Here is a 16301-nt window from a genome sequence, read left to right on the forward strand (position 1 = left end):
TTTCTAAAAAGCTACTACAAGATTTTTGTGCGCTAATTATGATTATGTCAAATATGATATCCACATCCGCAAACCCCCGATCCCACCGCCAACAACCCACCGCGACCCTCAATCCACCTCCAGATCCCCAACCGTTTCCGGCCGCCGCGCGTCGCGCCTCGTCATCGCAGCGTGCCGCCCACGCCGGCCGACAGACACCACCACGCGAAACGCCACCGGCGCGAACACAAGCCCGAACATCGTCGCCGCGAGCACGCCCCCGAACGCGCCCGTGCCGATCGAACGCCGGCTTTCCGCACCGGCGCCAGTCGCCAGCACGAGCGGCACGACCCCGAGCAAAAACGCCATCGACGTCATCACGATCGGCCGGAATCGCGCCGCGGCCGCGTCGATCACCGCCTGCCGCAGCGGCACACCGCGCCCGGCGAGATCGCGCGCGTACTGCACGATCAGGATCGCGTTCTTCGCCGCCAGCCCGACCACGGTGATCATCCCGACCTTGAAGTACACGTCGTTCGGCATGCCGCACGCGAGCGCCGCCGCGATCGCGCCGATCATGCCGAGCGGCACGATCGTCAGCACGGACAGCGGAATCGACCAGCTTTCGTACAGCGCGGCAAGCGCCATGAAAACCGCCAGCACGGACAGCCCGACGAGCAGCGGCGTTTGCCGCGCGGCTACCTGCTCCTCGCGCGCCGCATCGACCCAGTCGAAGCCGATCCCGGCCGGCAGCGCGCCGGCGAGCCGCTCCATCTCCGCCATCGCCGCGCCCGAACTCGTGCCGGTCGCCGCCCGGCCGCTGATGTCGAGCGACGGATAGCCGTTGTAGCGATTCAGCATCGCCGGCCCGATCGTCCAGTGCGGCGCGGCGATGGCCGATAGCGGAACCATGTCCCCGGTGCGGTTCGGCACCGTCAGCGCCATCAGTTGCGCATCGGTCGCGCGTGCGACCGGCTCGGCCTCGACGATCACCCGCCGCATCCGGCCCGACGCCGGAAAATCGTTGATGTAGTTCGAGCCGAACGTGCCGCCCAGGAGGCCAGCGATCCGCTCGAACGGTACGCCGAGCGCATACGCCTTCGCGCGATCGACATCGAGTTCGATACGCGGCGCGTCCGGCAGGTCTTCGAAATGCACGGCGGCGAGCAATGGATCCGCCTTCGCGCGTTCGGACAGCTGCTCGCGAGCCGCCTTCAACGCGTCGAGCCCGACGCCCCCACGATCCTCGAGCCGGAACGTGAATCCGTCGGAATGCCCGATGCCGCGCACCGACGGCGGCAGCGACGCCTCGACGTCGCCGTCGAGGATCGTGCCGAAACGCCCGTTGAACCGGTCGCGCAACGCCATCGCATCGACGTCGCGCTGCCCCCAGTCCTTCAGCTCCACGAACGCCATGCCGACGGTTCTGTCCGCTGCCCGCGAAACTCCAGCCGATCACGCTCGTCACGTTCGCGATCGCCGGCTCCGCGCGCAGGATCGCCTCGACACGCTCGACGACCGCGAGCGTGCGCGCCTGCATGGCGCCCGCCGGCAACTGGATCATCACCTGCAGTTGCCCCTGGTCCTCGGTCGGCAGGAAGCCGCCCGGCATCATCCAGTACAGCAGCCCGCATGCGATCACGAGCGCCGCGTACACTGCCACGACCATGCCGGTGCGGCGCACGGCGAACACGGCGATGCGGCGATAACCCGTTTCGACGCGTGCGAAGGCCGCACCGAACCGGTCGGCCAGACGCGCGCCGATGCCGCGTCGCCGCGCGCGGCCGGTTCCGCCATCGTGTCGCGCGACCGGCTTCAGCAGGTTCGCGCACAGCGCGGGCGTGAGCGACAGCGCCATGAACGACGACACCAGCATCGATGCGATCATCGCCACCGCGAACTGCCGGTAGATGCCGCCGACGGTGCCTGGAAAAAACGCCATCGGCACGAATACGGCGGTCAGCACCGCGGTCACGCCGACGATCGCACCGCCGATCCGCTTCATTGCGCGGCGCGTGGCGTCGCGCGGCGACACGCCCTCCTCCATCACCCGGTGCACGCTCTCGACGACGACGATCGCGTCGTCGACGAGGATGCCGATCGCCAGCACGAGACCGAACATCGTGAACACGTTGATCGACAGTCCGAACGCCCACATCGCGACGAACGCGCCCATCAGCGTGACGGGAATCACGACGGTCGGCACCAGCGTGTAACGCAGATCGCGCAGGAACAGCCACATCACGCAGAACACCAGCACGACCGCCTCGACGAGCGTCAGCACAACCTCCCGGATCGCGATCGTCACGAAATGCGCACCGTCGAACGGAATCTCGATCGCCACGCCTGGCGGCAACACCCTCGACAACTCGGCGAGCCGCGCACGGATCGCGTTCGACGTTTCGAGCGCGTTGCCGCGCGGGCCGAGCTGGATGCCGACCGTGGCCGCCGGCCGGCCGTTCAGCCGCGAATAGAACGAGTAGTCGTCGCGGCCGAGTTCGACGCGCGCGACGTCGGCGACGCGCACCGCCGAACCGTCCGTCTTCGACTTCAGCACGATCCGGCCGAACTCGTCCGGCGACGCGAGCTGCCCCTTGACGACGATCGACGCGGTGAGCTGCTGGCCGCCCGGGAACGGCGCATCGCCGATCGCGCCGGCCGTCACCGTCGCGTTCTGCGTGCCGATCGCCGCGATCACGTCGTCGGCGCCGACACCGTATTCGCGCAGCTTGTGCGGATCGAGCCAGACCCGCAGCGCCTCGTCGGCGTCCCACAGTTCGGCCGCGCCGACGCCCGGCGCACGCTTCAGTTCGCGCAGCACGTAGCGGTTCAGGTAATCGCCGAGTTGCGCGGAATCGCGCGTGCCGTCGGTCGACGTCAGCGTGACGAGCATCAGGAACGTGTTCGCCGCCTTGAATACGCCGATCCCTTGCTGGACGACCTGCTGCGGCAACCGTGACTCGACCTGCTTCAGCCGGTTGTTCACGTCGACGAGCGCGATGTCCGGATCGGTGCCGGGCGAAAACGTCACGTCGATCTCGAGGTTGCCGTGACCGTCGCTGCTCGTCTCGTAGTACAGCAGCCCGTCGGCGCCGTCGAGGCTTTCCTCGATGATGCTGCCGACGTCGCCGTCGACCGTCTCGGTCGACGCGCCCGGATACGCGGCCGTGATCACGACCCGCGGCGGCGCAAGGCGCGGATATTGCGCGATCGGAAGCTGCGGAATCGCGAGCACGCCCGCGACGACGATTGCAAGCGCAACGATCCACGCAAAGACGGGACGATCGATGAAGAACGATGGCATCGCGGTGCGTCAGCGAACAGCCAGCGGCGCGACTGCGCTTGCCGCGCGGCCAAACGGCCGGCGGCAAGCGTCGTCGCACCGCATCGAACCGGCGTCGCAGCACGACGCCCGGGCGGCACGGGCGCCCCGCGCCCGCTTCACGTCAATCATCTGCGTCCCCTTCCCTCTGCTGCGGCCCCGGTTCCGGTGCCAGCATCGACGACGCAAGCAGCGCGCGTGTATACGGATGGGACGGCGCATGCAGCACGTCGAGCGTATCGCCCTCCTCGACCACGCGCCCCGCCTTCATCACGACGACCCGGTGGGCCATCGCACGCATCACCGCGAGATCGTGCGTGATGAACAGGTAGCTCAATTTGTACTTCTTTTGCAAATTCGTCAGCAGATTCAGCACCTGCTTCTGGATCGACACGTCGAGCGCGCTCGTCGGTTCGTCCAGCACCAGCAATTCGGGCTCCACCGCCAGCGCACGTGCGATCGCGATCCGCTGCCGCTGGCCGCCGGAGAATTCGTGCGGATAACGCAGCATCGACTCGGCCGCTAGGCCGACCTCCTGAAGCAGCACGGCGATTCGCGCGCGGCGTGCTTCCCCGGCCACCTGCGGCCGGTGCACGGCGAGCCCCTCGCCGACGATCTGCTCGACCGTCATCCGCGGCGACAGCGAGCCGAACGGGTCCTGGAACACGACCTGCATCCTGCCGTACAGCGCGCGCCTGCCCCCCGTCGTCCGCAGCGCGTCCAGCGGCATGCCGTCGATCTCGATCGAGCCGGCCGCCGGCCGCTGCAGGCCGAGCACCGTCGCCGCAAGCGTCGATTTCCCCGAGCCCGACTCGCCGACGATCCCGAGCGTTTCGCCGCGCCTCAGGTTCAGCTTCACGTCATGCACGGCGCGGAACGTCGTCTTGCCGAGCACCGCGCGCCAGCCCTTCGCCGCGATGCGGTAGTCGACGGCGAGGTCCTGCACGTCGAGGATCGTCGGTGCGCCAGCCGCGACCGGCTCGACGTTCCGCTGCGGCGCGCTGTCGAGCAGCCGGCGCGTATAGACGTGCTGCGGCGCGGCGAACAGCGCGTCGGTCGTGTTCGTCTCCACGAGCACGCCCTGCTCCATCACGGCCACGCGCTGTGCAAAGCGCCGCACGAGATTCAGGTCGTGCGTGATCAGCAGCACGGCCATCCCGCGCGCGGCCGCCTCCTGCTCCTGCAATTCGATCAGCAGATCGACGATCTGCTGGCGCACCGTCACGTCGAGCGCCGTCGTCGGCTCGTCCGCCAGCAACAGCCGCGGCCGGCACGCCAGCGCCATCGCGATCATCGCGCGCTGCCGCTGCCCGCCCGACAACTGATGCGGAAAGCTGTCGATACGCCGCTCCGGCTCCGGGATACCGGTGCGCCGCAGCAGCGCGATCCCCCGCTCGCGCGCGTCGCCCGGCCGCAGCCCCTCGTGCAGCCTCAGGCTCTCGGCGATCTGCTTGCCGATCGTATACAGCGGATTCAGCGCGGTCATCGGTTCCTGGAACACCATCGCGATGTCGGCGCCGCGAATCCCGCGCATCTGCTGTTCGGACTTCGCGAGCAGGTCCTCGCCGTCGAACAGCATCCGTCCCGACAGCGTTGCGTGCTGCGCGAGGCGCAGTATCGACAGCGCCGTCACGCTCTTGCCCGACCCGGATTCGCCGACGAGCGCCACGCGCTCGCCGCGCCCGATCGACAGGCTCAGGTCCTGTACGGCCGCCTTCGCGCCGAAGCGTGCCGAAAACCCGTCGATCTGCAGCAACGCGTTCGCCATCATCGCCCCCCGCCGAACGCCGAGCCGCGCGAGCGCGTATCGAGCGCGTTGCGCAGTGCGTCGCCCATGAACGTGAGCAGCAGCAGCGTGACGACCAGCGCCGCGAACGCGGAGATCGAGATCCACCACGCGTCGAGGTAGTTCTTGCCTTCCTGCAGCAGCTCGCCGAGGCTCGGCGTCGGCGGCTGCACGCCGAGGCCGAGGAAGTCGAGGCTCGTCAGCGACAGGATCGCCGCGCTCATCCGGAACGGCAGGAACGTGATCACCGGCGTCAGGCTGTTCGGCAGCACGTGCCGCCACATGATCTGCCAGTTCGATAGCCCCATCGTGCGCGCGGCCTTCACGTAGTCGAGCGCGCGGTTGCGCAGGAACTCCGCGCGCACGTAGTCGGACAGCACGAGCCAGCCGAACATCGACAGCAGGATGAACAGCAGCCACAGCGACGGCGTGAAGATCGACGCGAAGATGATCAGCAGGTACAGGTCCGGCAACGCGCTCCAGATCTCGATCAGGCGCTGCCCGACCAGGTCGGCGCGGCCGCCGTAGAAGCCCTGCAGCGCGCCCGTCAGCACGCCGATCAGCACCCCCGACACGGTCAGCGCGAACGCCATCAGCACCGACAGCCGGAACCCGTACAGCAGCCGCGCGAGCACGTCGCGCCCGAACTGGTCGGTGCCGAGCCAGTTGCTCGCCGACGGCGGCGCCGGATACGGCTGCGATGCGAAGTAGTCGATCGTGTCGTAGCGGTAGCGGTTCGGCGGATAGACCGCGAAATTGCCGTGCGACTCGAGCTTCGCGCGCATGTAGGGATCGAGATAGTTCGTCTTCGCGGGAAAGTCGCCGCCGAACGCGGTCTCCGGATAGTCCTTCACGATCGGAAAGTAATAGTGCCCGTCGTAGCGCACGAGCAGCGGCCGGTCGTTCGACAGGCCGTCGGCACACAGGCTGAGCACGAACAGCGCCGCGAAGATCACGAGGCTTGCATAGCCGAGCGGCTGCGCGCGAAAGCGCTGCCACGTGCGCCGCCACGGCGACGGCGACGGCGCGCACGCGGGATCAGTGGTCCAGGCGGCTGAACTGGATACGGGGGTCGACGACGACATAGCAGATATCCGCGATGAGCTTGGTCAGCAGACCGATCAGGGTGAACAGGAACAGCGAGCCGAGCACGACCGGATAGTCGCGGCGGATCACCGAGTCGTACGACAGTTGCCCCATCCCGTCGAGCGAGAACAGCGTCTCGATCAGCAGGTTGCCGTTCAGGAACGCGCCGACGAATGCCGCCGGCAGCCCGGTGAGCAGCGGAATTGCCGCATTGCGCAGCACGTGCTTCCACAGCACGTCGCGCTCCGGCGCTCCCTTCGCGCGCGCGGTCAGCACGTACTGCCGGCCGATTTCCTCGAGGAACGTGTTCTTCGTCAGGATCGTGACGATCGCGAAATTGCCGATCACCGCCGCGGTCACCGGCATCGCGATGTGCCACAGATAGTCGAGCGTCCTGCCGATCAGCGTCAGGTCGTCGAAGTTGTCCGACGTGAGCCCGCGCATCGGAAACACCTGCCAGAACGTGCCGCCGCCGAACAGCATCAGCAGCAGCACGCCGAGCACGAAACCCGGCACCGCGTAACCGGTCAGCACCAGCACGCTCGTCACGGTGTCGAACCGCGAGCCGTTGCGCACCGCCTTCGCGATGCCGAGCGGTACCGACACGAGATAGGTGAGGATCACCGTCCACAGCCCGAGCGTGATCGACACCGGCAGCTTCGACCGGATCACCGCCCACACGCTGCGGTGCGCGAAGTACGACTGGCCGAGGTCGAAGGTCGCATAGCTTTTCAGCATCAGCAGATAGCGCTCGAGCGGCGGTTTGTCGAAGCCGAACTGCCTGCGGATCTGCTCGATCTGCTGCGGGTCGACGCCCTGGCTGCCGTGGTAGCCGCCCCCGCCTCCGCCCGCCTCGCCTCCATGCGCGCTGCCGTGGCGCAACTGCGCGAGCACCTGCTCCACCGGGCCGCCCGGCACGAACTGCGTGACCGCGAACGTGATCGTCACCACCCCGATCAGCGTCGGGATCATCAGCAGCAGCCGCCTGAATATGTATGCCAGCATCGTTGCTCCCCGTCAGGCCGCCGGAGCGGGTTGTGCCGCCGGCTTCTTTACGTACCAGTAGTCGATGATCCAGTCCTCGTACTGATAGGAGTCCGGCACGATTGCCGGGTGGCCGAGCGTCGCCTTGTACGCGATCCGCGCGTTCGGCAGGTAGTACTGCGGGATCAGCGCGTACAGGTTGATCAGCACGCGGTCGAGCGCGTGCGTGGCCGTTTCGAGATCGTCTAGCGTGTCGGCCGCGAGCGCCGCCCGGATCAGCCCATCGACGGCCTTCGACTTCACGCCCGGATAGTTCTCCGAGCCCGGCTGCGATGCGGCCGCGCTGCCGAAACGGCGCGTCAGCTCCGCGCCAGGGATCGTCACGGGCAAGTAGATGTACGTCGTCATGTCGTACTCGAAATTGTCGAGCCGCTTCTGGTAGAGCGCGCTGTCGATCTCGTGCAGATACGCGTGGATGCCGAGCGTCGCGAGCGCCTGCGTGTACGGCAGGATCAGGCGGTCCATGCCGGGCTGGTCGTCGATGATCTCGATCGTCATCGGCGTGCCGTTCGCGTCGCGCAACGCGCCGTCGCGGTAGCGCCAGCCGGCCTGCGCGAGCAGGTCGCGCGCTTCCTTCAGGTTCGCGCGCAGAGAGCCGGGCGGCAGCGTCGACGGCTGGCCGACCATCGGCCCGAACACCGCCGGCGGCAGCGTCGACCGGAAGGGTTCGAGCAGCGCGAGCTCCTTGGCGCTCGGCACGCCGGACGCCGCGAACGGGCTCGCCTCCCAGAAGCTGCTGGTGCGGCGATACTGCCCGTAGAACATCATCCGGCTCATCCAGTCGAAGTCGAACGCCAGCGCGAGCGCATGCCGTACACGCACGTCCTGGAACATCGGCTTGCGCATGTTCATCAGGAAACCCTGCATCTGCGCGGGGCCGTCCGGGAATTCCCCCTTCTTCAGCATGCCGTTGCGGAAATTCTTGCCGACGTACTTGCGCGCCCACTGCGTCGAGCTGTATTCCATCCGCGCGTCGACATCGCCGGCCTTGAACGCCTCGAGCGACGTGTACTGGTCCAGGTACAGCTTGAACGACACGTGGGCGAAACGAAACATCCCGCGCCGCGACGGCAGGTTCGCGGCCCAGTAGTGCGGGTTGCGCACGTAGCGGATCTGCTTGTCGTTCTTGCGCTGCTCGATCAGGTACGGACCGCTCGCGATGGGCGGCACGGTCGCGAGCTGGTCGAACGGCGGCCGCGTGCCGTCCGCGCGTTGCCCCCATTTCGGCGAGAACACCGGCAGGTCGCCCGCGATCAGCGCCGCGTCGCGCTCCGCGTGCTTGAATTCGAAGCGGATCGCATGACTGTCGACCACGACCGCACGCTTGATGATCGAGAACTGCGCGTTGTAGATCGGCGACGCCTGCGGGCTCGTCAGCGTGTCGAACGAATACTTGACGTCTGCCGCGGTGATCGCGTCGCCGTTCGAGAAGCGCGCGGCCGGGTTGATGTGGAACGTCGCGGACAGCCGGTCCGGTGCGACCTCGACATCGTCGGCGATCAGCGCGTATTCGGACGCGAGTTCGTCCCAGCTGCGCTGCATCAGCGTGTCGAACATCAGGTTCTTGATGTCCGGCGCGGGCGAGCCGCGCACGAGGAACGGATTCAGCGAATCGTAGCTTTGCGCTTCGTCGTAGTTTTCGAAATTCAGCGTGCCGGTGTCCGGCGCATCCGCATCCGCGTAATCGAAATGCGTGAAGTCCGGCGGATATTTCGGCTGGTCGTATTGCGAAATCGCCGACACCGCGAACGCGGCCCGCGGCATGGCGCCGGCCGACGCGAGCAGCACAGCACATGCGAGCAGCGCGGCGCGCGTGCCGTTGCCCATCAGGTATGCATGGCGCGGCACATGTGCCCCTCGCCATTTCAACAGTGTCATGGTCAGTCTGTCCGGAAGCGTGCGGGCGCAATGCCTGCGCGCGGTCGATGCCTGTGCCGGACACGGCATGCCGCCCGCGTCCCGCTGGTAATTCGTGCTGCAAACGATTCGTCAAGCTGCGCCGTCGCAGTCCCGTTCGCAGACCGTCGTGGCGCCAGGCGAAAAAAGGCCGCTCCAAAGAAAGGGGGGTGTGGACGTGGAGCGGCCGGTCTAAAGCCTGTCAGTGCATCGCGATCGCCGTCAGAACTTGTACGTCGCGCCGATCTGCGCAAACCGGCCGATGTACGAATACACCGACGTGTCGTACCCGCTCTGGCTCAGCGTGCCGTTCGCGAAGATCGGATCGTACGGCGGCGTGCGGTTGAAGATGTTGTCGATGCCACCGTAGATCGTCCAGTTCTTGAAGCCCGTGTACGTCAGCATCAGGTTGAACTGGCTGTACGAACCGACCTTCGGCGGCTCCGGCAGCAGGTTCTGCGCGTATGGGCCCGTGAACTGCCACGTCAGCGCCGCATCGAACTTGCGATAGTTCCAGTCCAGCGTCGTGTTGCCGCGCCAGCGCGGGAAGCTGCCGCCGAACGGCTGCGTGATCGTGAAGTTGTTGCCCGCGCCGTTTATCGGTGCGCCGCCCGGGAAGCCGATCTTGTAGCTGTTGATGTACGCCCAGTCGCCCGACAGCGTGAGCATGCCCCAGCCCTTGAGCGGCAACCCCTGGCGGAACGTACCTTCGAAGCCGTTCGTGTCGAGGTAGCCGAGGTTCTGGTACGGAATCACCTTGTACAGCAGCTGGCCGGTCGTCGGATCGGTCACGACCTGCGACGGCTTGCCCTGGCCGATCACGTTGTCGATGCGGATCTTGTACCAGTCGAAGCCGATATCCGTGTAGCGGGCCGGCGAGACCTGGAAGCCGATGTTGAAGTTGCGCGTGCGCTCCGGCGCGAGATTCGGGTTGCCGACCGTGATCGACGTGTAGTTCTGGCCGGTGGCAGGGTCGATCTGGATGCCGAGCGTCTGCGACTTGCTGTCCTCGACGAAGGTCGGCGCACGGAACCCGCGGTTGTACGACGTATACAGCGTGAGCGCCTTGATCGGCTGGTAGCGCAGCGCGAAGCGCGGCGAGAACGCACCGCCCACGTCCGTGTAGTGGTCGTAGCGACCTGCCTGGCTGAACGTCAGGTTCTCCAGGATCGGCACGTTGATCTGGTAATAGACGGCCGCGACGTTGCGCGCGCCGTTCACTGTCTGCAGATCGGGCGAGATCACCGCGCCGCTCAGGTATTCGGAGCCCGGTGTCAGCGTTTCGCTCTGGTGCGTGAACTGCGCGCCGAAGCCGATGCCGACGTCACCGGTCGGCAGGTGGAACAGGTTCGGCGTCGACAGCGTCGCGTCGATCGTGTCGAGCTTCGAGATGCCGAGGTTGTTCGCTTCCTGGTACAGGCCGTTGAACGCGTTCGGCGTCGCCGCCGGATTCGCGAAATTCAGCGTGCCGTTCTGGTAGATGTTGTTCAACGCGTTCACGTTCAGCTGGTTCGTGAACACGTTCGATACGGTGCTCTGCGAATGGCTGACCGAGGTCGCCCAGTCCCAGTCGCCGTACGGTAGCGTGAACGAACCCTTGATACCGGCCGACGCGCGCCAGTAGTTGGCCCAGGTCTTCTGCGCGACCGTGTTCGGGAACGCGTAGGTCAACGGCGTCGCCGCGCCCGTCGTGTTGTACGGGTTGGTCACCGGTACGACCGTGTTGAACGGCGACAGCAACTGCGTCTGCGGATTCCACACCAGCGCCGGATTCTGCGGGTTGCCGATCACGTTGTTCCACAGGCCGTTGTTGGTCGTGGTGGTGTTGTAGCTCTCGAGGAAATCCGCGAAGGCCGTCGTCGTGTCGTTGATCTTGAAGTCGCCATGCAGCTTCGCATTCAGACGTTCGGTCATCGGCAGGATCGACGTGCTTTCGGCCGTGTTGTACGAGCAGATCGTGCCCGGCAGGCCGGCCGACAGCGAGTTCGGCGCGGCCGGTCGGACCGCCCCGCCGAACGGGCAGCCGCTCAGCGCCTGCGCACTGCCGTCGGGCATGTTCCAGTAGGACGGTGCGAGCAGCGAAAAGCCGCCCGGCTTGCCCGTGAAGTCCTGGTTGCGGGTCGAATCGCGATCAGCAAGGGTAAAACCGTTCGACTTGTAGTAGCTGAGCGCCGCCGTCACGTTGAAGCGGTCGGCGTTCAGGTCGCCGAAGCCGCCGAGCACGCCGAACTTCGTCGTGCCGTCGCCGTTGCCGGCGTTGATTGCGCTGCCGATGCTGCCGTCGAGCTGCAGCCCGCGGAAATTGTGTTTCGTGATGATGTTGACGACGCCGCCGATCGCGTCCGACCCGTATTGCGACACCGCGCCCGTCTTCACGATTTCGATGCGCTCGATGTCGTTGAGCGGCAGCGTGTTGAGGTCGAAGAACGAATCGACGCTGTTCGAGAAGAACGCATACGGTGCCACACGCTGGCCGTCGATCAACACGAGCGTGTATTTCTCGGACAGGCCGCGCAGCGCGATGCCGGCCGCGCCGGCCGCGAAGTTGCCCGACTGCCCTTCGCCCCAGCTGTTCGCCGAGTTGGCCGTCGCATTGCGCAGGAAGTCGGCGACGGTCACCGCGCCGCTGCTCTGGATTTCCTTCGGCGTGATCGTCTGCACCTGCTGGAAACCGGTCTTGTCGGCCTGCCGGATCAGCGAACCCGTCACTTCGAATCGCTTGATCTGCGCGACCTTGCCCTGCCCGTTCGAGCCGGGTGTGGCAGGCGTCGCCTCGGGTGCCGCACCGGACGCCGCGGCACCCGTTGCAGCGGCGGCATCCGGCGTGCCGCCCGCTTCCTGTGCGACGGTCACGGGCGCGCCGTTCGCGACCGCATCCGCGATCGCGACGGCGCCCGGCGCCGGCTGGCTCTGGGCGAACGCCGGCGGCACCAGTGCGGCCGTCAGCGCCAGTTCCGCCCAGACTATCCTCTTGATGGCCAACGCCAAAACTCTCTGCTTCATCTTGTTCCCTCTCGCTCGTAGTAAGACCCCACCTGCAGTGCGCCGGAACCTTGTGAATTCCTTGCGCGTCCTGGGCGCCGGTGTATCGGAACCCGCGATTGCCACTCTTCCGACTGCCACGACTCCAACGGATCGGCCTCGGGGCACCCGTGCCTGTCAGCACCACCGTCTTTTATGATTTTGTTTCGTCATACTTATTACCTACATTGAGCGCACTTCCCTGCTACCTCCCGATTCGATGGACGGCGAATCCTGCTGGCGACGAGCATGTCTCGCGCGCCGTACCGCATGCCATCCACTGTCGATCGGGTACTTCTCCTTCATCGCGGCGCGCAGCGCCGGCCGCCCCCGGCTAGAACAACCTCGGCGTGCCGACCCAGACGATTACCGCCTCTTCATCGGCCGTGTTGCGCCACGCATGCGGCATCGTCGATTCGTAATGCGCGGTATCGCCCTCGTTCAGCGTGAGCGTGCAATCCTCGAGGGTCAGCGCGACCTGCCCGCGCATCACATAGACGAACTCCTCACCCGCATGCGTCGTCATCTCGGACGGCGACTGCCCCGCCGGCATCCGGACGAGAATCGCTTCGAGCTTGCGGCCATCCACCAGATTCGTCAGCCTGGCGAACTGGCTGGCCGAGTTCGCGAACTGGAAATACTGCAGCGCGTTCCTGCGGCACACCGAGCGCGCTTCCGTCGGCGTGTCGATGAAATACTGCATCGTCACGCCCAGCGCCTTCGCGATCCGGACCAGCGACGTGATCGACGGCGTTGCCCGCCCGCGCTCGACCTGCGACAGGAACGGTTTCGAAATGCCGGCGATCGTGGACGTTTCGTCGAGCGTGAGTTTCAGGCGCTGGCGCAGCGCCCGGATCTTGTTGCCGAGCGACACGGCGACGAGCACCGACTCATCAGGGGGCAAAACCATGGAAAGTCGGAGCCTCGCAGTCGAAATCGATTTGATGTCGGCGATCCTTGACCGATGCGATGACGCGATCGGCCCGGCGCGATACCCGGCTGCGCGCTGCCGCTGCGTGCAGGCGGCGCGCGGCGCAGCGCGGCACCGTCGCCGCACGGTCGAGCGGCCTTCGGATATTTCATTCGGTTTACTAACTAACAAGGCTGCCCCTTTTCTTCGTTAACCTGACCGTCAGGCACTCGTGCTGCCGTACTGCCGCGGCGGCCCGCCGCTTTTCGACCTCGCCCGTGTTGCGCGCCGTCGCCCCCTTCCGTTGCGTTACCGGGACGCCACCGCCGTCCAGAGTTTTGCCAGGTCGCCGGAACCGTCGGCTCCCTTGACCGTACGCAGCACCTGGACCGCGCGCGCCTTCTGACCGGCCACGTAGTACGCCTCGCCGAGCCGCAGCCGCGCCGCGTCGGGATGCTCGAGCCCGCCCTTCGCGATCGCCTGCTCCATCATCGGCAAGCCCTGCTGCGCGTGGCCCGCAAAGACGAGGTTCATGCCCGCGTCGATCGGCGCCGCCGGCGTGGCGGCGTCCCCGCCCGGTTGCGCGCGCTTGGCGGCGAGCGCCTGCAGCCGCTTCTCGCGGTCCGCCTGCGCGTCCTTGCCGAGTACGCCGGACGCGAACCCCTGGTCGATCACTTGCTTGCCTTCGGCGGGAGACCCTGCAACCAGCGCGAGCTGCGTCATCTCCATGTACGCGTCGGCCGTCGCGAGCGACCCCGTCGCCCGGCGCAACCGGTAGATGTCGAGGTCGAGCGACGACAGATACCCGGGGTTGCCGCGAATGGCCGTGACCATTTCGTCCCAGTACGCAGGGCTCGGGTGGTAGGCCACCAGCAGCCCGAGCGCACCACGGTATGCGCTGCCGTCCTTCACTTTCTGCGCGCACGTCGCGAGCATCTGCAACTGCCCTTCATCCGGTGCGTGTCCGCCATTCGCCTGCGCGTCCGTGCTCGCCTTCAACTGGCTCACGACCGGCGCGCAATCGTTCGACAGGTAATACGACTGCGTGAGCAGCGTGCGCATTTCCGGATCCGCCCCGCCGACCTTCAGGTAGCGCTGCGCGGTCCGGATCGCCAGCGGGTAGTTCTTCTGCTGGAAGTAGATGCCGGCGAGCGCCGCCGTCGTCCGCTGCTCGTCCTCGCCCGACAGCCGCCCCGAGTTCAGCACGGTCTCATACGCCTGCGCGGCCGTGCCGGACTCGCCGGCCGCCATCGCCGCCGCACCGCGCATCTCTTCCACCATGTACGTTTCGTACGGCGTCCGGCTGGGCACGGCGGCGGCCTGGGCGATCTTGCCGAGCGCCTCGCGATACTTGTGCGCCCGGTACAGCTCCTGCGCTGCCGCCAGCGGTTTCGCCACGTCCGGCCGCAGCGCGTCCGCCGGCAGCGCCGGCCGGCCGAGCATGCATGCCGCGCCGAGCGCGGTCACCGCCATCATCCGTTTCCATCGTCGCTGGTTCATCGGCTCGTCCGTTTCGTCATTGCATGAACTGCTCGTTGCCGATCAGGCCGATCTTGGTCGCACCCACGCGCTGCGCGGATGCCAGCACGGCCGCCACGTCCTTGTATGGCACCAGCTTGTTGGGCCGCAGATGGATCTCCGCCTGCACGGGTTCCGCCGCCACCTGGGTCAGCTTCGCCTCGAGCGCCGCGCGGTCCGGCACCGGCGCGCCGTTCCACGTCGTCGTGCCGTCGAAGTCGATGTCGATCTGCACGATTTCCGGCGGTGTCGCCGGCGGCGGCGGATTGCCCACCGGCAAATCCATCTTCACCGAATGCATCTGAATCGGGATCGTGATGATCAGCATGATCAGCAACACCAGCATCACGTCGATCAGCGGCGTGGTGTTGATGTCGACCATCACGTCCGGTTCCGCATTGCCTCCGCCCGAAGGCACGTTCATTCCCATCGTCGACTCCTGTCGATCCGAGTTGGTGCTTCAGCACTTACTCCTGCCCCATGCTTCGCATCTGATCCCATGCTTCGCAGCAATTCCCGTGCGACGCTAGCCACCGCGCGCCGGCGGCTCCGTAATGAATGACAGCTTCGCGATCCCCGCACGCTCGCACATCGTGACCACCCGGCCGATGAACTCGTAGCGCGTGTTCTGGTCGCCCCGCACGTGGACGCTCGGCTGCGGCTGCTGCTGCGACACGCCCTTCAGCTTCGCGAGCAGCGTCGACGCATCCACCAGTTGCTCGCCCCAGAAGAATTCGCCATCGCGGTTCACCGCGATCTCGATGCTTTTCGGCGTCGTCTGCAGCGGCTGCACCGTCTCTTTCGGAAGCTGAAGCTGGATCGTGTGCGTCACGACCGGAATCGTGATCAGAAAGATGATCAGCAACACCAGCATCACGTCGACGAGCGGCGTCGTGTTGATGTTGGCGATCACCTCGTCGCTATCGTCCTGCCCGACGTTCATGGCCATCGCGCGTCTCCGTCAGCCGATCAGTTCGCGAGCGATGCCGCCGGCGCCGACGCGCGCACCGGGCGCCGGTTGCCGGCCAGCAGCACCGTGTGCAGTTGCGCGCCGAAGTTGCGGACGCGTTCCATCACGGACTTGTTGCGCCGGACCAGGAAGTTGTAGCCGAGCACCGCCGGCACCGCGACGGCAAGGCCGATTGCGGTCATGATGAGCGCCTCGCCCACCGGGCCCGCGACCTTGTCGATCGACGCCTGGCCCGCGATGCCGATCGCCGTCAGCGCGTGATAAATCCCCCAGACCGTGCCGAACAGCCCCACGAACGGGGCCGTCGAGCCTACCGTGGCCAGAAAAGCGAGCCCGTCCTGCATCCGGTTTGACACGTTCGTGATCGAGCGCTCGACCGATACGTCGATCCACGTGTTGCGATCCACTGCTTCCAGCAGTGCGTCTTCGTGATGCTCGCCGGCCTCGATCGCCGTTTCGGCGATGAAGCGGAACGGCGATGCCTCGTCGAGCAGCCTGGCGCCCTCCGCCAGCGACGGCGCGGTCCAGAGCTGGGCGTCCGCCAGCTTTGCGCGACGATTCGCGCGCAACTGTTCCAGGAACTTGGTGATCATGATGTACCAGCTTCCCATCGACATGATCACCAGCAGGATCAGCACGAAACGCGCGACGAAGTCGCCGTTCTTCCATAGCGCGCCCAGGCCGTACGGATTCTCGACCGCTTCCGTCGTGGCCGGCGCGGGCGGCGGCGCCGGCTCGGCGGCGGCCGGTGCCGGCGTGGCCGACGGCG

General features: G+C 66.6%; 10 protein-coding genes and 1 pseudogene. All 11 read right to left on the reverse strand.

Features of this window, described 5'->3' with window-relative positions; all coding sequences use genetic code 11:
- Positions 1–108: 108 nt before the first annotated feature.
- Positions 109–3283 (reverse strand): annotated as a pseudogene (locus tag ACPUER_RS23730) (multidrug efflux RND transporter permease subunit).
- A 142-nt stretch (positions 3284–3425) separates the two neighbouring features.
- Entirely contained in the window at positions 3426–5069 is a 1644-nt protein-coding gene (locus ACPUER_RS23735; protein ID WP_425132284.1) for an ABC transporter ATP-binding protein, read from the reverse strand.
- A complete protein-coding gene (locus ACPUER_RS23740; RefSeq protein WP_425132276.1) occupies positions 5069–6172 on the reverse strand; it encodes an ABC transporter permease in 1104 nt (367 codons plus the stop codon). The genes ACPUER_RS23735 and ACPUER_RS23740 overlap by 1 nt, the downstream gene beginning before the upstream one ends.
- Complete coding sequence (locus tag ACPUER_RS23745; RefSeq protein WP_425132277.1) at positions 6126–7178, reverse strand: microcin C ABC transporter permease YejB; 1053 nt, start codon at positions 7176–7178, stop codon at positions 6126–6128. The genes ACPUER_RS23740 and ACPUER_RS23745 overlap by 47 nt, the downstream gene beginning before the upstream one ends.
- Positions 7179–7190: 12 nt before the next feature.
- Complete coding sequence (locus ACPUER_RS23750) at positions 7191–9095, reverse strand: extracellular solute-binding protein (RefSeq protein ID WP_425132278.1); 1905 nt, start codon at positions 9093–9095, stop codon at positions 7191–7193.
- Positions 9096–9335: 240 nt separating this feature from the next.
- Positions 9336–12116: a TonB-dependent receptor gene (locus ACPUER_RS23755; protein WP_425132279.1), complete on the reverse strand. Its 2781-nt coding sequence runs from the start codon at positions 12114–12116 to the stop codon at positions 9336–9338.
- A 352-nt stretch (positions 12117–12468) separates the two neighbouring features.
- On the reverse strand, positions 12469–13044 hold the full coding sequence (locus ACPUER_RS23760) for an XRE family transcriptional regulator (protein WP_310143060.1): 576 nt from the start codon (positions 13042–13044) through the stop codon (positions 12469–12471).
- 309 nt (positions 13045–13353) lie between these two features.
- Positions 13354–14544, reverse strand: coding sequence for a tetratricopeptide repeat protein (locus ACPUER_RS23765; RefSeq protein ID WP_425132280.1), 1191 nt, complete (start codon positions 14542–14544; stop codon positions 13354–13356).
- Positions 14545–14560: 16 nt separating this feature from the next.
- The gene (locus ACPUER_RS23770; protein ID WP_072441201.1) at positions 14561–14992 is read right to left on the reverse strand and encodes an ExbD/TolR family protein; all 432 of its coding nucleotides are present in this window, start codon (positions 14990–14992) and stop codon (positions 14561–14563) included.
- Between the two features lie 96 nt (positions 14993–15088).
- Entirely contained in the window at positions 15089–15511 is a 423-nt protein-coding gene (locus ACPUER_RS23775) for an ExbD/TolR family protein (RefSeq protein WP_204423406.1), read from the reverse strand.
- A gap of 20 nt (positions 15512–15531) precedes the next feature.
- On the reverse strand, positions 15532–16301 hold a 770-nt coding region (locus ACPUER_RS23780; protein ID WP_425132281.1), incomplete at its 5' end, for a MotA/TolQ/ExbB proton channel family protein.

Origin of the sequence: Burkholderia sp. DN3021 (genome assembly GCF_049805555.1) — a bacterium.
GTDB lineage: Bacteria > Pseudomonadota > Gammaproteobacteria > Burkholderiales > Burkholderiaceae > Burkholderia > Burkholderia pyrrocinia_C.